Genomic DNA, 20,259 nt, shown 5'->3' with positions numbered 1-20,259 from the left:
ATCCATAAAAAAAGCGCAGGAAACCTGCAAGTGAACACAACCTAAGTTGTCCTTATCATCTAGCACAAAGTGAATCGTAGTCCAATCCCGCTTCTACGGAACACACATCCTGCAGGTCTCCGAGCATTTTGTGCCCGGAGCCTAGACGTGAAACTTCTATATTGTAAATTATCCACAGGCTGTCTATATTATTTCACGATAAGTATAGGTAAAAACGAAGGGGCCATATCATGCACCAGCGCCTTCAAATACTGCTTCTTCTGCAGAAAGGTGGTATGCCGCCATTACTGCATCTTGGATTTTGGTTCGAGCACTTGTATTAATTGGATGTGCTACATCACGAAACTCTCCATCAGGCGTTCGTTTACTCGGCATCGCTACGAACAATCCCTCATTTCCATCGATGACCCGAATGTCATGCACGACAAATTCATCGTCAATCGTAATCGAAGCAATTGCCCTCATCCTTCCATCAGTTTCCATCTTTCGTAACCTCACATCTGTTACTTCCATCTCTTACCACTCCTTTTGTCTTTACAGTGCATGACGACTATATTCCACAAAAGTAAGCGTTTCCCTTCTTTATAAACACAATTATTTAAACATTTTGAAAGACACGGAAATAAAAAACCCGCCCCAAGTGATATTTGGGCGGGTATCTGTTATTTGGCTACTAGAGCAATAACCTCTATTTCAATTTTTACGTCTTTCGGTAATCTAGCAACTTCAACAGTTGAACGTGCAGGTGTATGAGACCCAAAATGCTGTGCGTAAATGTCATTGACAGCAACGAATTCATTCATATCTTTAATAAAAACAGTTGCTTTGACTACTTTATCCAAAGATGAACCTGCTGCTTTCAGCACTTCTTTTAAATTGGCGAACACTTGGTGCGTTTGATCTTCGATAGTCCCCTCAACAAGCAGCCCTTCCGGTGTCAATGGAATTTGCCCGGATGTATATACCATTCCGTTCACACTAACCGCTTGTGCATAAGGTCCAATTGCCTGTGGTGCGTTTTCTGTCGCTACATAATTCATATCATTTTCCACCTTCCGCAAAATAGTTTCCTTCTTCTAACTCGATGGTCCCATTCTTTTCATTTACTGCATGAAGCTTAACAAGAGATAAGTAGTTATCGACGAGAACCTCTTCAGCATGATCGGATTCTACTAAAACAGCTATACCTGCCAGTTCGCAACCAAATTCCTCCAGAAGACTCTTCATCCCAAGCATCGTACCGCCTGCTTTCATGAAATCGTCTGTAATGAGGACTTTTCGTCCGCTTTGCATGCTTCTTTTCGATAATACCATTGTTTGAATACGTCTGGTTGAACCAGATACATAATTAATGCTCACAGTTGGTCCCTCGGTCACCTTGCTATCACGGCGAACGACAACGACTGGCACATTCAGGTGACGCGCAATTGCATGAGCAATCGGAATACCCTTCGTCGCTACCGTCATAATCACATCAATGTCTGTCTCCGCGTACGCTGAAGCAAATACTTTACCCACACGATCCATAATGCGCGGATTGCCAAGAAGATCCGTCATGAATAAATAACCGCCTGGCAGCAATCGATCCGAATGCCCAAGTTTCTCCATTAGAAGCGACATCACTTCACGAACGTCGGATTCTACCATCTTCGGGATGAACTTCACTCCTCCCGCTGCTCCGGAAACCGTCACCAGTTTTCCTGTGCCTTTTTCCTCAAACGTTTCTTTTACAATCGTCAAATCCTCACTAATCGAGGATTTAGCCGCTTGGTAACGTTCGGAGAAGAAGGTCAGTGGAATAAGTTCATGTGGAGATTCCAACAATTGGCTAGTCATATCTACAAGCCGCTCGCTCCTTTTCCACTTCATAGTACCATCTCCTAAACCCGAATATTTTAATGTACATTACCACAATCGTACGTATTTAATCAAGAATTGTATGTCCACCGACCATTCTAACCGCATATACTTCTGGACAGAACCCTTTTAGCCCGTTATAAATTCTCGGTACCCTGGATTCATGTTTAACGAGACCGAAAACTGTCGGGCCGCTACCACTCATTAAAACTGCATCTGCACCAAATCTTTTCATCTGCTCTTTCAGAACAACGACTTGTGGATACAGATCCATTGTGACGGTTTCTAGGACATTCCCGACTGAGTTGCACATTTTGTCGTAATCTCCCGCCCTTAATGCTTCAATCATTCGAACCGTATCGATATGATCAATCGCAGATAAATTCAGCTTTCCGTATATATCTCCTGTCGAAACCGAAATGGCTGGTTTCGCGAGAATGACCCAACAATTTGGTGGGGGAGGTAGGATTTCAATTAATTCTCCGCGCCCCGTCGCAAGTGCTGTACCGCCATGTACGCAAAATGAAACATCCGAACCAATCCGTGCCCCAAGCCTCGCGAGTTCTTCAACACTCAATTTTAAATTCCATAGCCTATTCAATCCCCGTAGTGTAGCAGCAGCATCCGAACTTCCGCCCGCGAGCCCTGCAGCAACAGGAATACTTTTTTCTAGCGTAATCTCAACACCGTTTGTAATACCACATTCAATTTGTAACAATTCAGCAGCTTGATAAGCCAAGTTCTTTCGATCATTGGGTACATGTCGTTCTGATGCCTTGATGATGATTTTCCCGTTATCTGTCGGACGAAGCCAGATTCTGTCTGCTAAATCAACCGTAGTCATAATCATTTCGACTTCATGGAAATTATCCGGTCGCTTATGTAATACATCGAGTGTTAAATTGATTTTTGCTGGTGCCTTTTCATAAAGCATCCGGCTCCCTCCATTCCAGCTAGTCTGTATCCCCCTATTTTAGCATAGGGTGAAATATTTGCGCTGTGAAATGATAATAATAGGATAATTGATTTTTGAAAGCCTCGGTTTCAGAACAAATGTGGAAACACAACCGACCATATAATCATACCTACCAATCATAAACAACGGACGACCAATCCTATCTATATCGCACAACTTCCCAGGCACTAAAAAGAAGAGCTGGCCGGATATCTTGATGCCCGGATTCAGCTCTTCTTTTGTCAGCCTGTTAGTTGGATAATGGGTAATTCATAGCGTTATTTCTTTTGTGCTACTCCTCGTTCGGCCATTTCAATTGCTCGCTTCACCATATTGCCCGCGTCGCGTGATTTGATGCCGCCCCAACCTTCTCGCTCCACAACATCATAAAATCCAAGCTCTTTCGCAATTTCTACCTTCAAGCCTTCAGACATAATGCCACGTTTTTTCGCCATTCGGTTTTCCTCCTTTTGGCTGACAATTGTAGTATGAACCAAACGAAAGAAAAAACACCCGCACAAGACATCCATTTTCAGAATGCTTGCACAGGTGTTGTTTAAAAATGAATTAAATCATTAAGACTGTAATTATTTGATAATGAATGCAGTAGGATCTGCACCTTCAAGAATTGTTATTTCAACCGCTTCGGTTAAAATGTCTGCGTAGCTGTAAGATACTCTTTCAAATGCATTTTCGTCCTGGTCAAGTTCAACTACGAATACTGCACGATATGTTTCCCGCAGCACTCCAGCTCTCTCGATTGTCTTCTTCCGACCACCGTTTGCTTTTAAGTGCAAACGTTTTCCCAGATGAGAATCCAATGACTTCTTAATGTCCGCTAATGTTTTTGGCACGTCGCTTACACCTCACTAAGTATAAGCATAACACTTTTAAAAGTTTCTGTCAATTAAAATCTTCATTTTAACAATTGCTTGTCTACTTTGTCAATCTTTTTATTAGAAAAAAGGGTATTTTTCTAATAAAAACTTTCTAACTCTATCGTTTTTTCTTCTCCTCAAAGAAGTCCTCATACAAGGCATTCGACAAGTTTGCAAACTCTTCTATTGTCAGTGTTTCTCCACGTCGGCCAGGGTCCATGCCAATTTGTTCGAAAGCTTGCAAGATCACTTCTTTCTTCAACTTGCCATTAGGAAGTGACGATTGCAAGTTGTTCAAGATCGTCTTCCGGCGCTGGACGAATGAACCTCTAGAAACTACAAACATAAAGTCTTCATCGATTACTTTTGCTGGCGCCGTTTCTTTTCTTGTCAAACGTAGAACAGCCGACTCAACGTTTGGTTGCGGCATGAATACCGTCTTCGGTACAATCATAGCCACTTCGGCATCCATATAGTACTGAATAGCTATGGATAGAGAACCGTATGCTTTTGTCCCTGGAACGGCGGTAATGCGATCTGCTACTTCTTTCTGCATCATAACTACCATACCTGATACTGGAACTTTACCAAGTAAGAATTTCATGATAATTGGCGTTGTCACATAATAAGGCAAGTTTGCAACAACTACAACATCCTCATAATCCGCGAAGTGATCCTGCATTACTTGTAGAAGGTCAGCTTCCAGTATGTCCTGATGAACGATTGTCACGTTGTCGTAAGGCGACAGGGTATCTTCCAATACAGGAAGGAGGCGTCCGTCAATTTCAAAAGCGACGACTTTTCCTGCGCTTCTTGCAAGATGTTCTGTCAATGCACCAATACCGGGTCCGATTTCAATAACACCTGTTTTTTCGGACAAGCCTGCGTGCGAAACGATATTGCGTAAAATATTGGGGTCAATCAAGAAGTTTTGACCTAAACTTTTTTTGAGCGAAAAACCGTATTTAGCGAGAATCTCTTTCGTCCTGACCGGAGTCGCAATATCTTTATTCATTATTTTCCGTTTCCTCCTCGTCTAGAACCTTTAATACTTCTCCCAATCGATCATAACCAATTCGGAACATTTCCAACCGCTTCTTTAATCCTTTGCCATTCACTTGACCGATTTGCAACAGCTCACTTAAGCGCTCACGGCGCCTTTTTGCATCAGGATGTCCGATAAGCCTAGCCGTCATCAAATCTGCTAGTGGTATATCAACAGCAGGCTGGTCGTCCACGGTGTAAACCGCACTTAGCGCAGCCCGTATATGCTCATCATGTGCATGCTCAATACCTAGCCCCGATCCATTTTTGGCAATCGTCAGCTTCTTTTCAAGAAAAGCATGTTTAACACCTGGAATACGCTCTTCAATGATGGCGCGGATTCTTCTGCCAGGAAAGTCGGGATCCGTGAATACGATGACGCCTCGCGTTTCCTGAGCATGCCGAATACGCGTGAGCGTTAACTCGTCGATTGCAGAACCGTTCGTTTCAATCGTATCCGCACCTGCTGCCCGTTTCACGGCTACTGTATCAGACTTGCCTTCAACAACAATAATTTCTTTAATGTTCACAAAAATCCTCATTCCCATTGCATTCTTTCCCTAATTCTACTCTGACGGCAAGCGGATGTACAGATGGGCAGGCGATCAATTACGCCTCGGCGTAATTCAAAATTTATAATATCCCCCAGAGGTTTAACTTCCTTCAGCAGAAGATGGCTATAACACAATAATCCGCGGGACTAATATCAGTCCTGCGGATGTATATATCAATCGATGATTTTAATTTTCACTTGGCGTCTGCCGAATTTATAGGCATCGCCTTTCGTTGCTACGTGCAGATCAATCTTCTTGCCTTTGATTGCACCGCCTGTATCCCCTGCAACGGCATAGCCGTATCCTTCAACCCACACTTTAGAACCGAGCGGGATAACGCTTGGGTCGACTGCAATGACTTTCAAATTAGGGTTCGCACGTAAATTAATGCCTGTACGTGTAATTCCAGAACAACCATTACAATGCGCCGTATAGGCCGTAGCGGTTACGTAGAACTCCCCGCCTTCCGCGGATGAATCGTTACGCGATACAGTTTTTGAATTAGACATCCCAGCTGATGCACTTGCGACCATCACTTGCGAGCCTATGGAAACGATCTTCGTTTGTGGTTTTTTTATTGACTTCTCTTCTAGTAGCTTACGGGAAATTTCCTTCCCGTTTTCTTTCACAATTTCAAACTTCCGTGAAACCGTTCCTTTTTTTCCCGCTTGGACGATTTTTTCGCGCCCTTTCAGTAAAGATGGATCGTTGCGTGTTTCAACTGCAAAGTTCGCCGGTTCTTCCACTACATCGGTGACTTTTTCCACTCGTACGACTTCCACTATAGAGCCAGGCTTTAGATACCCATCTGCCTTTCTATTCAGACGATCGTCATCATTCAAATGAATGTTCTCTCTCTTTAAAAAGTCAGCGACCGTAGTCGAAGTTGACCGGACCTTCTTTTCTTCTCCGCCGTCATTCAACGTTACTTCAAACGCTTTTTGGACGGTAATGCTATTTTCTTTCCCTAGCTGTTCATCTAGCACCGGGTTTACAACATCATATTCGGTAATTTCGATATCTGCTTCAGCAAGTATCTCTTCCACCTTATGATTAGTCGTCCATATGGATTTGGTATCCTGATCGACATTTATTACAACTTGTTGCGACTGTTCCCACCTAATCGATAGACCATCCTCGATAGGTGTATTCACTGAGGGTATTACTAGATCGTGTTTGGTAACTTCAATTTCCTGTTCGGAGAGAAGTTTACCAACTGTATGTGCGTGCGTTTTAATGTTAAGTTCTTTACCGTCCACGTCCAGCGTGATCGATTTTTTTGTTCCCTCAAAGAGAACAAGTGAAATAACAGTAACAAATAGCGTTAGCGAAACTACGGTAATCGCTACTTTTTTACTCCTCAATGACTTATAGAACAGGTTTTTCATGGTACTTTTTGACATGAAAAAAACTCCTCCTTCATCACTCGGCTGATTATAAAGGGTACTCTTCGGCATGTCAACCCGTATGAATTTGATGCATAACAAATTTAGGAAGCCCTTCATATGAAAAATATGGAAAACTTCCTACCATCTTATTCATGTTATGTTAAATACTTTCAAAGCGTTTGCGGTCGTTCTTTTTGCCACTTCTTCAACGGGGAGACCTTTAAGTCTCGCTATTTCTTCCGCAACAAGCGTCACCCATGCTGGTTCATTCCTTTTTCCACGGTACGGATGGGGTGCGAGATAAGGCGCATCTGTTTCGATTAATAAATGATCAAGCGAAATTTCCGTTGCAACTTGTTTTGGCGCCTTTGCATTTTTAAATGTAACTGGTCCTCCCAATGAAATCATGAAATTCATTTTTATGCAGTCATTTGCAGTCTCAACACTTCCACCAAAACAATGCATAATTCCGCCCGTTTTTTCTGCTCCCTCTTCTTTCAAGATACGAACGACATCCGCCGTTGCATCTCGGTTATGGATAATAATTGGCAGGTTTACTTTCTGGGCAAGCTGAATCTGTTTTCTGAACACTTCCTGTTGTACATCCCGCGGTGATTTATCCCAATGATAATCCAATCCTGTTTCCCCAATACCAACAACTTTAGGGTGCGCGGCGAGTGATTCAATCCATTCCAAGTCTTTTTCTGTGCAGTCGATTGCATCTACAGGATGCCAACCGACAACGGCGTAAATGAAAGCGTGCTGTTCAGTCAGTTCCATTGCCTTCAAAATCGTCTTGCGATCAAACCCAACGACCACCATCTTGTCGACACCGGCTTCTTGGGCACGTTGAATCACTTCATCTATATCTTCTTCATACTGATCTGCATTTAAATGAACGTGTGTATCTATATACATTATTTTCGCCTCACAATTGTTTTATTTTAATCGAACGGATTATAGCTTCCATTACATACTATATATGTTGATATAAATATTACCTTCGCTTAGTTTTCACTTGTAGTTATATGTTCAATATTTATCGTTTATTATATATGTTGAACAAATGAATACGACGTATGCGCTTTACAAGGGCTTTCGAGAAGCCACTGAAAAAACCCTAATAATTGGAATGAAATAGAAATCTTACGAATACCGCTTCGACGCTTTGTGGATGCCTCCCGCGATAAGCCAGAAAGGAGACCACTTTCAGTCTTATCGCTCCGGCTACCACGAAGTCGCGCCTTCGCTGGATGGTCTATTTGAGATAGCGCACTTCGTTATCTGTGATGAAATCTGCAAGTTGGAGTAAGTCTCTCTTGACTATAAGTAGTATCAACTAGTAATCACATTATTATCTCGAAATCACATTTCTCTCGATAATGAACATCCTAGCGCAGGCGCGGCAAAGGGGTCGCCGAAGCCGTAAGACAGATGCGAAGCGCTAATCCAGGCTTACGGTGAGAGGCATCCCCAAAGCGCCAAGTGTTCTACAATCCACACCCCGAATTACAACTCTCTCATTATTGAGTACCACTGCAGATTCAATGGGATTCTTTAATTCAACATATATAGTTGATAATATACTCAAAAAAAGAAAAACGGCGTTTCCATGAGGGACGCCGTTTCTATTCTTATTTAACTTGTGCACCATTTTCAAGTGACTGATCGACTGTGGCAAGTTTCAAAATACCATCTGATTTCCCAGCCAAAATCATACCTTGGGATAGCTCTCCACGTAATTTTACAGGTTTCAAGTTGGCAACAACAATTACCTTCTGCCCGACTAGTGCCTCAGGTTCGTAATGTTCTGCGATGCCCGATACAACTTGTCGTTGCTCATAACCCATATCTAGTTGGAGCTTCAGCAATTTATCTGCTTTCGGAATTCTTTCACACGCAGTTACTGTCGCAACGCGTAAATCGACATTCAGGAAATCATCGATTGAAATCTCCGCCACTACCGGCTCTTCAACTTCCACTTTTGCAGGTTGCTCGGCAGGCGCATTCTCAGCCGGTGCAGTAATCGCCATCTGATCACGGATATAAACGACTTCAACATCCGCATCCAGGCGCGGGAAGATTGGTACACCCTTTTCTACAACTTTTGTGCCTGTCGGAATCGCGTTGAAATTACCCAGCGTATCCCAAGCAAGCAGTTTTTCATCCAGACCCAGTTGCGTCATAATCTGTTTAGGCGCTTCCGTCATAAACGGTTGCAATAATACAGCAATGTGACGAAGTGAAGTCGCAAGATGCATCATAACAGACGCTAGTTTCCCTTTATCCGCCTCATCCTTCGCTAACACCCACGGAGACGTCTCGTCGATGTATTTGTTGGTCCGCGATATAAGAGCCCACAAATCGCCAAGGACAGCGCTAAACTGCATGTTCTCCATTGACGCTTCGTATTTCCCAACTGTAGTCGTCATGAAATTCGTCAAGCTGTCATCGAAATCTGTTGCGACAAGGCCTTGTGTCGGAATCTCTCCGTCGAAATATTTATTGATCATCGAAATTGATCGGTTCAATAAATTTCCGAGGTCATTTGCAAGGTCATAATTCGTCCGCTCCACAAAGGATTCGGGTGAGAATACACCATCTTGCCCAAACGGCAATTCACGAAGAAGGAAATAACGTGTCGCATCGAGTCCGTAGCGCTCAACAAGCATTTCCGGATAGACGACATTGCCTTTAGATTTCGACATTTTTCCATCTTTCATCATGATGAAACCATGCGCAAATACTTTCTTCGGCAACGGTAAATCGAGTGCCATTAAGAAAATTGGCCAATAAATTGTATGGAAACGAACAATATCTTTTCCAACAACATGGACATCCGCCGGCCAATACTTTTTGAATAACGAATCGTCATCTGACTGATAGCCAAGCGCTGTGATGTAGTTCGTCAACGCATCGACCCATACATAAATGACATGCTTCAGATCCCCCGGAACTTTTATGCCCCAATCAAACGACATACGAGAAACAGATAAGTCTTCAAGCCCCGGTTTGATAAAGTTATTAATCATTTCGTTTTTACGCGATTCCGGTTCGATAAACTTCGGATTATCTTCGTAAAACTTCAACAGTCTTCCAGCATACTTCTTCATATTGAAGAAGTATGATTCTTCCTTCACTTTTTTGACAGGTCGTCCACAATCAGGACAGTTGCCATTTTCAAGCTGCCCTTCCGTAAAGTATGTTTCACAAGGTAGGCAATACCATCCTTCGTACTCCCCTTTATAAATATCGCCGTTATCAAGGAATGTTTTAAAAATCTTTTCGACAATCACTTTATGGCGCTCTTCCGTCGTACGGATGAAGTCGTCATATGAAATGTCCATTGTATTCCAGACCTTTTTCGCTGTCTCTGCGATACCATCGACAAACTCCTGCGGTGGCAGTCCGGCCTCTTGCGCTTTTTCCTGTATCTTTTGACCGTGCTCATCCATTCCAGTCAGGAACCGAACATCATACCCGCGCAGTCGTTTGTAACGAGCCATCGCGTCAGAAGCGACAGTTGTATATGCGGTACCAATATGGAAATTCCCGCTTGGATAATAAATAGGTGTTGTAATATAGAAAGTCTTTTTCTGATCAGCCACGAATATTCCTCCAGTGTATAAGTATGTACTATCTATTCTATCTAAAGCGTACTGGCGATACAATGAAATTCCTCGACAACAGCTAACGTCATTGTTATTTCCGTGTCTATTAGTCTATTTTTGTCGAAAAATAGCGCATTTTTTTAAATAACTACTATTTTTCTCATAGTTTTAAGCGCCTAGTATTGACGTTAATTGGAAGACTTGGTATGATAAAAGTTGTTAAGAGAATTTTGTCGAATTTTGACGAAACTAAATGTATCGAAAGGAGTTAAACTCATGAAATCAACTGGTATTGTAAGAAAAGTCGATGAACTTGGACGTGTAGTAATTCCAATTGAATTACGCCGTACACTTGGTATTGCACAAAAAGACGCTTTGGAAATTTACGTTGATGAAGATAAAATCATCTTGAAGAAATATATGCCGAATATGACATGCTCGATTACGGGCGATGTGTCTGACGACAATTTAAGTCTTATCGATGGCAAGTTAATTTTGAGCCCAGAAGGCGCAAAACAACTCATCAAGGAAATTGAAGATAGCTTAAAAAAGTAAATCAATAATAGTATTGTCCGGATCGGTTAACCGTTCTGGATTTTTTTTCGTTGCTTAGGATACTATGAAACCTCATACTGTGAATACATTGAAACATAAAAATTTCACGTCCAGACTACAGCGCATTTCTTATGTACTACTGTCTGTCATTCATCTTCGACATGAAATTCTTTATAAACATCGCGACGGCTTAATCCACGGTCATTTGCTACTTCTCGGATTGCCTCTTTTGAACGAAGACCTTTTCTTTCCATCAATTCTGTCACATGATCACGAATTTCTAAGTCGTTCCACCATTCCTGTTGCTCTTCTACAATAACTCCGTCACTGCCTTCGATTACAATACAGAACTCGCCACGTATTTCATTTGATTCTGCCCATAAAACAGCTTCTTCAAGCGTACCACGAAGAAATTCCTCAAATCGTTTTGTCAATTCCCTTGCCAGGACAACAGAGCGTGTCCCACCGAAGCTCGTCTGTAACGCGCGTAAAGTTTCCTTTAGCCTGTGAGGTGCCTCATATAAAATAACCGTCTCTTCTCGTTGTTTTAAATCGTCTAATTGAATGTTCCTGGCCTTCTTCTGACGTGATAAGAAACCAAAGAACATAAAAGGTTGCGGTACTAACCCTGAAGCAACTAGCGCGCTGATTGCTGCATTCGCGCCTGGAACAGGAACTACATCGTACCCTGCAATAATTGCCTTGGCTACAATGTCTGCACCAGGGTCAGAAATGCATGGCATACCCGCATCACTCACGAGTGCAACCGTCTTTCCATCCGCCAGCATGGCCAAAATCTTTTCGCCACCAATTTCAATATTATGTTCATGGTAACTTGTTAGCGGTGTCTTAATTTCAAAATGGTTACATAACCTGATTGTATTTCGCGTATCCTCTGCCGCTATCATATCGACCTCTTTCAAGATACGAATCGCTCGGTATGTCATATCTTCAAGATTACCGATTGGTGTCCCGACTAAAAACAGTTTTCCACCGCCTGGTTCAGCACTTTTCTGTGACTTCATTTACGTTTCGCCTCTTTCTAATATAAATCTCTTTCGCATTCCTCTTCAGTTGTTTAAATTGATACTCTGCCTGCATAGCTTCACGTTTCGTTTCGAAGTTCTCATGGTAAATACATTGTACAGGTCGTTTTGCGCGTGTATATTTAGCGCCCTTCCCTTCATTATGTACACGAACACGCTTTTCCAAATCATTCGTATAACCGGCATAATAGGACCCATCCTTGCATTCTAATACATAAAATAAGTGATCACCCATTTTGTCCATAAAGGAGGAGCCTCACTTCTTCCGTATATTCATTATCAGCACCATACACATAGAGAGGCGGTAATACTTTCAAATCTGGCTTACCGTCTTTAATCGCCTCAATTAGCAATGTATTTGCTTCTTTACCTTCTTTCGGATAAATAAACTGTATTCGTTTAGGCTCAAGTCGATTTGCACGCATTGCAGTGACAATGTCGAGTAAACGTCCTGGACGGTGGACAAACGCCGCCTTTCCCCCCTGCTTTAACAATTCGCTTGCCGACTGGATAGCCTGTTCAAGCGTTAGATGGATTTCATGCCTGGCAATTGCCAGATGCTCCGATAAGTTCTTTTCGCTTGCCTCATGCGCTGGGAAGTAGGGAGGGTTACATGTTACTGTATCGTATTTCTCATAGCCGATTTTTGCCGCAATGCCAATGACATCATCATTAAGGATGCGAATCCTGCTTTCCAGCCCATTATACCGGACACTTCTTACCGCCATATTTGCAAGCCGCTCCTGTAATTCAACAGCAGTAATAGTAGCGTTCGTTCTGGCGCTTAAAAACAACGGAATCGCTCCGTTACCTGCGCATATATCTACAATTTTTCCAGATTGTTGTAGCGGGACATAGGCAAATCTTGCAAGTAGTACTGCATCCAAAGAAAAAGAAAATACAGACGGACTTTGAATAATCCGCAAATCTTCCGCTAATAAATAATCGAGTCGTTCATCATCTTGTAAAATTTCATCCATAATATTTTCCTCCATAATAAAAATACGTGAAGCGCCGAATTAAGGAAGGCATCCTAAGTACGCCGCGTCCTGCGGCAACAAAGAGGGGTGTAGTTCAATCCCTCTCCGATGCATGACCCACCCCTGTGGGCCCACAATAAAAGAAAAGCCGATGCCTACGTTGCAATAGGATCGGCTCATTTTACACGTTTTGTTTATTTAAGAAAGAGAGGCAGAACAGACAATCTTCCCCTTTACGAATACCACCGTAATGGACATTGCAGACGTGAAATCCTTCATTATATAGGCGCGCTAAATTATCAACGCCTTCTCCAACGTCTATTTTATTCGTTTTTTTCCGATGTTGCCTTGTGTTGATTGTCTGTATTTCTTCATCAATTTGTTTATCCATTTCTTCAAGCCGCTTGCGCAAATGATGGTTTTCGAGTTGAAGCGAATGGTTCTCTTCCGTCATCTGCGCGACGAATCCAATCAATTCGCGGAATTGCTTTTGCATAGATTCGAGTTCTTGCTCGAATTCCATAACCCTATCCAGAAAACTCTTTTCTTTCAACTATCCCACCTCATTATTTCATCAATTGAGCCATATTTTTTTGTTGTTCCATTATTTCTTCCAACGTATACTCCAATACCAAATCCTGATCCGTCATACTTACTTGAAGAAGGCGTTCAAGCAGATTCAGTCCAACTACTTTTCCAGGCCCCTCAGGTGTTTGGACACGTGTTCCTACATCTGGCATAAGCGCTTTTGCTTCTTCGTAATCATCATTCTCATATTTCAAGCAGCACATAAGACGTCCGCACAGACCTGATATTTTAGAAGGATTAAGTGATAAGTTCTGATCTTTTGCCATTTTTATCGAAACCGGTTCGAAATCACCTAGGAATGTCGAACAGCAAAGCATCCGGCCACATGGTCCAATGCCACCAAGCATTTTCGCCTCATCACGTACACCAATCTGTCGCAGTTCAATACGTGTCCGGAAAATCGAAGCAAGATCTTTAACAAGATTCCGGAAATCAACGCGACCTTCAGCCGTAAAGTAAAAGACAATCTTGTTTCGATCGAATGTATACTCGACATCAACCAACTTCATCTCTAACGAATGTTCTATAATCTTTTCTACACCTGTACTAAAAGCCCGTTCAGCCTCAAGACGGTTCTCCTCTACTTTTTCGAGGTCTTCCGTTTGCGCTGGACGAATGATCTTTTTGAGTGGCAAGACAACATCATTCTCACCAACTTCTCTTACCTTACCTGTAACTTTACCGTATTCGATTCCACGTGCTGTTTCAACGATGACGTAGTCACCTTCGTCGAGCGTGTACTCCAGTGGATCGAAATAATATATTTTACCCGCTTTCTTAAAGCGGACACCTACAACTTTATACAACAAGTAACCCCTCCTGCATGCTGAGCACCAATTGTTCCATTAAAAGTGTGCGATTCATATTGCCATGCAATTGCTTTTTTGACTGCAATATTGCCTCCATATTAGCAGACAGCTGGCTATATGTCATCTTCATCGAAAGACCTCTAACTAGTTCTTGCTGATCGGGAAATGTTGCTGTTGACTGCAAACCGGCTTTGGATGCCACCACATCTCTGTAAGCATAAAGCAGTAAATCCAGTCCACTCTCAGTCTCTTCCTTCTCTTTAAATAAAGGGGCCCATTCTGATTGAATGAATAACAACGCTTCATGGACATGTCTATCCGATGCTTCAACCAATTTTAACACTGTTTTTCGCATGTGTGCAAATTGATCATCTCCAGCCAGTCGAAAAGCTTCATCCAGATTGGCAGTGACCATCGTAACGGTCGCTGCCATTGAAGGTGTAATCCCCTTCTCGACTAGCTCACTAATCATCATTTCTCTAGACGGCGGTAGAAAAGATAACCGTTGACACCGTGATTGGATCGTTGGCAATATCGATTGATATGAATCCGTTAAAAGGATTGCCGTTACATCGCCTTCGGGTTCCTCAAGAAACTTAAGCAACGTATTCGCCGCAGCAACGTTCATCCGATCTGCCCTAGTAATAATATATATTTTCCTACCCGACTCGTAACCCTTTTTCGTCATGCTATACACAAGATTGGACATCTGCTCTTTCCTGATATCCTGACCATCTGGTCGAATAAGCGTTACGTTTGGATGATTACTGGACGTCACTCGTCGACAAGAATGACATGTTTCACATGGAACAAAGTTTTCAGGACTAGCACAAAGAAGAAGTTTGGCGAAAAAAAGTGCAACTGCTTCTTTTCCTGTTCCACGTTCACCGTCAAACATATATGCATGTCCAATTCGCCCATTTTTATAAGAAGAACTTAATCGTTCAGTTATTTTTTTTTGCTCTACTACAAGTCGGTTATTCATTTGATCTTGCATAAGCACACACCTCCGTGTTCAAAAAAAACCGTGTTTCTTAAAAGACAGAAAACACGGAATCACATGTATAGATTGATGAGTAGCCCTTTGATCTCACCAATTTTAGCTAATAGATCGACAGATGTTTTTTCTTCATTCAACAAGTCTTCTGCCAACTCAATAAGCCTTTCATCTATCGTTTCGACAATTTTCAACCTGCGTCCCTCACCGAAACGATTCCATGTATGAGACTGTTTAAGTCCCATTCCAGATTCAACGGCTTCTTTAAGAAAACGTCGAACTAGCATTTTAAATTTAGCCATATCGCGCAAATTGCGAGAACGGGCAATTCGGTCCCCTGCCGATGAAATATCGCCGAGGAGCTTAGTAACCTGCTCTCCTTGGAGGCGCTGCTCTTGTTTAACGACCATTTGGCCGAACCGCGCTCCACCTTGAGATGAATGTAAAGGATCGTTCCTCATCTTATCGAGGCCTGACCGGTAGTCACTATTGACTTTCATTTAGGTTCACCTCTTATTCATCAAAAATGATGAAAATGTTCAATTGGAAGGACGAATACGGTAGCACCGCCAACCTCGACTTCAACCGGGTAAGGAATGTATGAGTCTGCATTTCCACCCATTGGAGAAACTGGAGCTACCATTTGATCTCGTGAACGGCAATTTTCTCGAATAAGTTCAAGCGCCTTCGGAATGAGGGCATCATCGGTACCAATCAAAAATGTCGTATTTCCCGACCGTAAAAATCCTCCCGTACTAGCCAATTTCGTCGCTCGGAAGTCACCTTTGGTCAAAGCCGTAGACAACCGGTTACTGTCTTGGTCCTGTACAACTGCCACAATCAATTTCACGATAATCTCCCCTTTTCCACTTTCCAACTATTATATCATGAATCTGACTATTTAATGAGTTGGGAGCATATGATTTTCCAAACATTTTCCGTTACTTGCTCTTTAGAGAGCGATGCATCCGTTGATTGAATCCGTTCTGGGTAACGACGAATGAGCTCCTGATAACCCTCATAAACGTTTTGATGAAAATGGATACTTTCATTATCCAACCGGTTTTCTTCACGTTTATCATTTGCCGCAATTCGCGCAAGTCCTTGTTCTGGATTAATATCAAAAAAGACCGTCAGATCCGGCATCGTATCACTGATAGCGAACTCATTAATCGATAGAACCTCATCAATTCCAAGTCCGCGCGCATGCCCCTGATAAGCTAGCGAACTATCAACAAAACGATCACATAGGACAATCATTCCGTCCTGAAGTGCAGGCATCACTTTTTCAACAAGATGCTGCCTTCGTGCGGCTGCATAGAGAAGCGCTTCCGTCTTCGCATCCATTTCCTGATGATCATTATCGAGGATTATTTCACGGATTTTCTCCGCAATACGAATTCCACCCGGTTCGCGTGTAAGAATGACCTTCAATCCTTGTTCTTCCATACGTTTATATAACTCTTTGATGACTGTTGTCTTTCCAGCCCCTTCAGGTCCTTCAAATGTGATGAATACACCTTTCTGTATCATGTTATTCCTCCACTCTATTCTTTACTACAACTATCTGTTTTTCGTTAATTCGAATTTCCCCCTGGAATTTCGCCCCCATTTGGAGCAATTTCCCTAAAGTTTGAACATGCTCATCCTTTACAATTTCTCCGGCAATTAAAAGCGGAATACCCGGCGGATAGGGAATCACGGAAGCGGCCGCCACACGCCCCAGGGAATCCACGTATGGAATCCACTCCACTTCCATATTCGCCACTTCCTCTGACGTGTAAGCAAGACGAGAAAGTCCCTCCCCAAGTAGTGGTGCTTCTATTGTACTTATTATCTTATCCACTCCATCCAAACAAGTAACCGCAGTTTTAATTTTCTCATAAACTTCATCGAAAGGATAAATCGACCCCACTTTTAATAACGGTAACACGAACAGCACTTGATAGGGATCTGCAATTTCACTATAAATCCCTTCCGTTTCCAGTTTCTTTTGTAAATCAAAACCAGAATAACCTTCAATGCGTAAAATAAGCTTTAACGGATCATCCGTTTCAAACGCTCGAAGTCTTGGTATCAGTTTCAAACGCTTGATAAAAGATACCCGCCATTCCACGAAGACCTTTTTATCTTCTTCATTATAAGACTCTGCATAAGCTCTAGCATCGTCAAGCGATGCCATCAACAAATAAGATGGACTGCTAGACTGTAGCATCCCTAAATAACCGGCGACTTTTTCTACAGCTATGAAATCTGAACGTACATGTAAAAAAGAAGCCATCGTCATTGCAGGCAACGTTTTGTGCGCTGAATGTACAACTACATCCGCCCCCATCTCCAACGCTGAACGAGGAAACGGTTCACCTACAATAAAATGTGCACCGTGTGCCTCATCTACCAAGACTGGAACTCCATATGTATGACAAAGGTTGATAGTCTCTTCTAACTCGGTCCCTGTTAGGCCATAGTACGTCGGGTAGGTAAGAATAACAGCCTTGGCTCCAGGATAGGCCTTGAGCGCCTCGCCGACTTGCCCAGCGGTCACGCCTCCCGCTGTCTTTGTAGTCACATCCCAAACCGGTGACACAAACACTGGTCTTGCACCAGTCAGCTCAATCGCATGGAAAATCGATTTATGTGCATTGCGCTGAACAATAACCGTTTCACCCGCACGGCACGCTGCATAGACCATTGCCAAATTCCCTACCGTTGAACCATTCACAAGAAAGAAGCTTTGATCCGAACCATAGAGTAACGACAGCTTCTGTTGCGCCTCTTCAATTACACCACTCGGCTCATGAAGATCGTCAAGTCCCTCTAACTCAGTAAAATCATATTGAAGAGCCGTCCGTAACTCGGTCGGTAGTCCAGAAAGTATTCCCCCCTTATGTCCAGGCACGTGGAATGAAATTGGGTTTGCTTCTTTGAACTTAGTTAACGCTTCAATAAGCGGCCGATTAGGATCTTTCATTGTAAATCACACTTCCTTTCCTTCTATTATATAGTATCTCAGACCGATCATATAACCAGTATAATCCACGTCTGTTGAATAACCATTTTCTTACACAACATACTGGTAAAGGAGGCTTCAAAGTCTTCATTTGGACTAGTATGTTTCCGGAGAATCCATCTATTCCCTCGTTCCCCAAGTCCTCAGCACTTTTAGTACCTATTATAGCCTTGGAGATCGACGGATGAACGACAACCATGCAAGAAGCACCTAGTGTTTGATTACTTTATTCACTGGTTATTTTGGTTAATCAACAGATATGAGTTCAACCAGTCATGTAGCGCTGAATGGCCTGTAGTAAAGGCGTTCTTATTACCTTTACTTACAGGACAGAAGGCGACTCTACACGAACAAAAAGTCATTACCTACTTGCTGGCAATGACTACATTTCTTCAAATCCATGTTTTCTATGTACTTTTGCTTTAATTTCCGAAAAAACATGCAGATAACACAAAACGAGATGATTCTAAAGAATCATCTCGTTTTGTGTTATCCATGGTGCCCGGCGACGTCCTACTCTCGCAGGGGGAAACCCCCAACTACCATCGGCGCTGAAGAGCTTAACTTCCGTGTTCGGGATGGGAACGGGTGTGACCTCTTCGCAATCGTCACCAGACTCTTTGAGCTTGTTCGCTCAAAACTGAATAAAACAGACATTGTGCTACACGAATCAGGGTAATCAAGCCCTTTTCAAAATTGGTTAAGTCCTCGATCGATTAGTATCCGTCAGCTCCACACGTCGCCGTGCTTCCACCCCAGACCTATCAACCTCATCTTCTTTGAGGGATCTTACTTACTTGCGTAATGGGAAATCTCATCTCGAGGGGGGCTTCATGCTTAGATGCTTTCAGCATTTATCCCGTCCATACATAGCTACCCAGCGATGCCTTTGGCAAGACAACTGGTACACCAGAGGTATGTCCATCCCGGTCCTCTCGTACTAAGGACAGCTCCTCTCAAATTTCCTGCGCCCGCGACGGATAGGGACCGAACTGTCTCACGACGTTCTGAACCCAGCTCGCGTACCGCTTTAATGGGCGAACAGCCCAACCCTTGGGACCGACTACAGCCCCAGGATGCGATGAGCCGACATCGAGGTGCCAAACCTCCCCGTCGATGTGGACTCTTGGGGGAGATAAGCCTGTTATCCCCGGGGTAGCTTTTATCCGTTGAGCGATGGCCCTTCCATGCGGAACCACCGGATCACTAAGCCCGTCTTTCGACCCTGCTCGACTTGTAGGTCTCGCAGTCAAGCTCCCTTATGCCTTTGCACTCTACGAATGATGTCCAACCATTCTGAGGGAACCTTTGGGCGCCTCCGTTACTCTTTAGGAGGCGACCGCCCCAGTCAAACTGCCCGCCTGACACTGTCTCCTGCCCCGATAAGGGGCATGGGTTAGAAGTCCAATACAGCCAGGGTAGTATCCCACCAACGCCTCATCCGAAGCTAGCGCTCCGGAATCCAAGGCTCCTACCTATCCTGTACAGGCTGCACCGGAATTCAATATCAGGTTACAGTAAAGCTCCACGGGGTCTTTCCGTCCTGTCGCGGGTAACCTGCATCTTCACAGGTATTATAATTTCACCGAGTCTCTCGTTGAGACAGTGCCCAGATCGTTACGCCTTTCGTGCGGGTCGGAACTTACCCGACAAGGAATTTCGCTACCTTAGGACCGTTATAGTTACGGCCGCCGTTTACTGGGGCTTCAATTCGAAGCTTCGCTTGCGCTGACCTCTCCTCTTAACCTTCCAGCACCGGGCAGGCGTCAGCCCCTATACTTCACCTTGCGGTTTTGCAGAGACCTGTGTTTTTGCTAAACAGTCGCCTGGGCCTATTCACTGCGGCTCTCTCGGGCTTTAACACCCTACCAGAGCACCCCTTCTCCCGAAGTTACGGGGTCATTTTGCCGAGTTCCTTAACGAGAGTTCTCTCGATCACCTTAGGATTCTCTCCTCGCCTACCTGTGTCGGTTTGCGGTACAGGCAC

The 20,259-nt window shown here is 43.4% G+C and carries 22 protein-coding genes and 2 rRNA genes (1 of these 24 cut by a window edge); 1 reads left to right on the top strand and 23 read right to left on the bottom strand.

Features of this window, described 5'->3' with window-relative positions; genetic code table 11:
- Window positions 1-228 precede the first annotated feature (228 nt).
- The 11 genes from spoVG to metG form a co-directional block, all read right to left on the bottom strand.
- Window positions 229-513: a septation regulator SpoVG gene (gene spoVG, locus MKZ26_RS14990; protein ID WP_067213747.1), complete on the bottom strand. Its 285-nt coding sequence runs from the start codon at window positions 511-513 to the stop codon at window positions 229-231.
- A gap of 149 nt (window positions 514-662) precedes the next feature.
- Entirely contained in the window at window positions 663-1,040 is a 378-nt protein-coding gene (locus tag MKZ26_RS14985) for a RidA family protein (RefSeq protein ID WP_067213748.1), read from the bottom strand.
- A 1-nt stretch (window position 1,041) separates the two neighbouring features.
- Window positions 1,042-1,869 (bottom strand): pur operon repressor, encoded by an 828-nt coding sequence (purR, locus tag MKZ26_RS14980; RefSeq protein ID WP_067213749.1) that lies wholly within the window; start codon window positions 1,867-1,869, stop codon window positions 1,042-1,044.
- A gap of 55 nt (window positions 1,870-1,924) precedes the next feature.
- On the bottom strand, window positions 1,925-2,791 hold the full coding sequence (ispE, locus tag MKZ26_RS14975; RefSeq protein WP_067213750.1) for a 4-(cytidine 5'-diphospho)-2-C-methyl-D-erythritol kinase: 867 nt from the start codon (window positions 2,789-2,791) through the stop codon (window positions 1,925-1,927).
- A gap of 299 nt (window positions 2,792-3,090) precedes the next feature.
- On the bottom strand, window positions 3,091-3,267 hold the full coding sequence (locus MKZ26_RS14970) for a small, acid-soluble spore protein, alpha/beta type (protein WP_067213751.1): 177 nt from the start codon (window positions 3,265-3,267) through the stop codon (window positions 3,091-3,093).
- A gap of 132 nt (window positions 3,268-3,399) precedes the next feature.
- Window positions 3,400-3,666 carry a biofilm formation stimulator Veg gene (gene veg / locus MKZ26_RS14965; RefSeq protein WP_067213752.1) on the bottom strand — a complete coding sequence of 89 codons (267 nt, stop codon included), beginning with the start codon at window positions 3,664-3,666 and terminating at the stop codon, window positions 3,400-3,402.
- Window positions 3,667-3,808: 142 nt separating this feature from the next.
- Window positions 3,809-4,705 carry a 16S rRNA (adenine(1518)-N(6)/adenine(1519)-N(6))-dimethyltransferase RsmA gene (rsmA, locus tag MKZ26_RS14960; protein ID WP_340741128.1) on the bottom strand — a complete coding sequence of 299 codons (897 nt, stop codon included), beginning with the start codon at window positions 4,703-4,705 and terminating at the stop codon, window positions 3,809-3,811.
- Window positions 4,698-5,264, bottom strand: coding sequence for a ribonuclease M5 (rnmV, locus tag MKZ26_RS14955; protein ID WP_067214112.1), 567 nt, complete (start codon window positions 5,262-5,264; stop codon window positions 4,698-4,700). Before rnmV ends, rsmA begins: the two co-directional genes overlap by 8 nt.
- 197 nt (window positions 5,265-5,461) lie before the next feature.
- The gene (locus MKZ26_RS14950) at window positions 5,462-6,691 is read right to left on the bottom strand and encodes a ubiquitin-like domain-containing protein (RefSeq protein ID WP_340766660.1); all 1,230 of its coding nucleotides are present in this window, start codon (window positions 6,689-6,691) and stop codon (window positions 5,462-5,464) included.
- Between the two features lie 135 nt (window positions 6,692-6,826).
- Window positions 6,827-7,594, bottom strand: coding sequence for a TatD family hydrolase (locus MKZ26_RS14945; RefSeq protein ID WP_187046262.1), 768 nt, complete (start codon window positions 7,592-7,594; stop codon window positions 6,827-6,829).
- Between the two features lie 716 nt (window positions 7,595-8,310).
- Window positions 8,311-10,284, bottom strand: a complete 1,974-nt coding sequence (metG, locus tag MKZ26_RS14940) for a methionine--tRNA ligase (protein ID WP_340766659.1) — start codon at window positions 10,282-10,284, stop codon at window positions 8,311-8,313.
- Between the two features lie 279 nt (window positions 10,285-10,563).
- On the opposite strand from metG, the gene MKZ26_RS14935 reads away from it, so the two are divergent.
- Window positions 10,564-10,842 (top strand): AbrB/MazE/SpoVT family DNA-binding domain-containing protein, encoded by a 279-nt coding sequence (locus MKZ26_RS14935; protein WP_067213757.1) that lies wholly within the window; start codon window positions 10,564-10,566, stop codon window positions 10,840-10,842.
- A gap of 146 nt (window positions 10,843-10,988) precedes the next feature.
- Here the strand turns inward: MKZ26_RS14935 and rsmI are convergent, their stop codons facing one another.
- The 12 genes from rsmI to MKZ26_RS14875 form a co-directional block, all read right to left on the bottom strand.
- Entirely contained in the window at window positions 10,989-11,867 is an 879-nt protein-coding gene (gene rsmI / locus MKZ26_RS14930) for a 16S rRNA (cytidine(1402)-2'-O)-methyltransferase (RefSeq protein WP_340766658.1), read from the bottom strand.
- On the bottom strand, window positions 11,845-12,132 hold the full coding sequence (locus MKZ26_RS14925; protein ID WP_067213759.1) for a GIY-YIG nuclease family protein: 288 nt from the start codon (window positions 12,130-12,132) through the stop codon (window positions 11,845-11,847). Before MKZ26_RS14925 ends, rsmI begins: the two co-directional genes overlap by 23 nt.
- Window positions 12,116-12,868: a tRNA1(Val) (adenine(37)-N6)-methyltransferase gene (locus MKZ26_RS14920; protein WP_340766657.1), complete on the bottom strand. Its 753-nt coding sequence runs from the start codon at window positions 12,866-12,868 to the stop codon at window positions 12,116-12,118. Before MKZ26_RS14920 ends, MKZ26_RS14925 begins: the two co-directional genes overlap by 17 nt.
- Window positions 12,869-13,049: 181 nt before the next feature.
- Entirely contained in the window at window positions 13,050-13,421 is a 372-nt protein-coding gene (gene yabA / locus MKZ26_RS14915) for a DNA replication initiation control protein YabA (RefSeq protein WP_340766655.1), read from the bottom strand.
- Window positions 13,422-13,434: 13 nt separating this feature from the next.
- Window positions 13,435-14,262: a PSP1 domain-containing protein gene (locus MKZ26_RS14910; RefSeq protein ID WP_187046266.1), complete on the bottom strand. Its 828-nt coding sequence runs from the start codon at window positions 14,260-14,262 to the stop codon at window positions 13,435-13,437.
- Window positions 14,255-15,262, bottom strand: coding sequence for a DNA polymerase III subunit delta' (gene holB, locus MKZ26_RS14905; RefSeq protein ID WP_187046267.1), 1,008 nt, complete (start codon window positions 15,260-15,262; stop codon window positions 14,255-14,257). Before holB ends, MKZ26_RS14910 begins: the two co-directional genes overlap by 8 nt.
- A 59-nt stretch (window positions 15,263-15,321) precedes the next feature.
- The gene (locus MKZ26_RS14900) at window positions 15,322-15,762 is read right to left on the bottom strand and encodes a YaaR family protein (protein ID WP_067213763.1); all 441 of its coding nucleotides are present in this window, start codon (window positions 15,760-15,762) and stop codon (window positions 15,322-15,324) included.
- 20 nt (window positions 15,763-15,782) lie between these two features.
- Window positions 15,783-16,112 (bottom strand): cyclic-di-AMP receptor, encoded by a 330-nt coding sequence (locus MKZ26_RS14895; protein WP_067213764.1) that lies wholly within the window; start codon window positions 16,110-16,112, stop codon window positions 15,783-15,785.
- Between the two features lie 47 nt (window positions 16,113-16,159).
- Window positions 16,160-16,795 (bottom strand): dTMP kinase, encoded by a 636-nt coding sequence (gene tmk, locus MKZ26_RS14890; RefSeq protein ID WP_340766654.1) that lies wholly within the window; start codon window positions 16,793-16,795, stop codon window positions 16,160-16,162.
- Between the two features lies 1 nt (window position 16,796).
- Window positions 16,797-18,233 carry an aminotransferase class I/II-fold pyridoxal phosphate-dependent enzyme gene (locus tag MKZ26_RS14885; protein ID WP_340766653.1) on the bottom strand — a complete coding sequence of 479 codons (1,437 nt, stop codon included), beginning with the start codon at window positions 18,231-18,233 and terminating at the stop codon, window positions 16,797-16,799.
- A gap of 539 nt (window positions 18,234-18,772) precedes the next feature.
- Window positions 18,773-18,888 (bottom strand): 5S ribosomal RNA (gene rrf, locus MKZ26_RS14880).
- Window positions 18,889-18,968: 80 nt separating this feature from the next.
- A 23S ribosomal RNA gene (locus MKZ26_RS14875) occupies window positions 18,969-20,259 on the bottom strand (it continues 1,641 nt past the right edge of the window).

This window comes from Sporosarcina sp. FSL K6-6792 (genome assembly GCF_038004885.1).
Taxonomy (GTDB): Bacteria; Bacillota; Bacilli; order Bacillales_A; family Planococcaceae; genus Sporosarcina; species Sporosarcina psychrophila.
The sequence above is the reverse complement of the archived record's forward strand: the minus strand, read 5'-3'. Positions and strand labels throughout refer to the sequence as shown.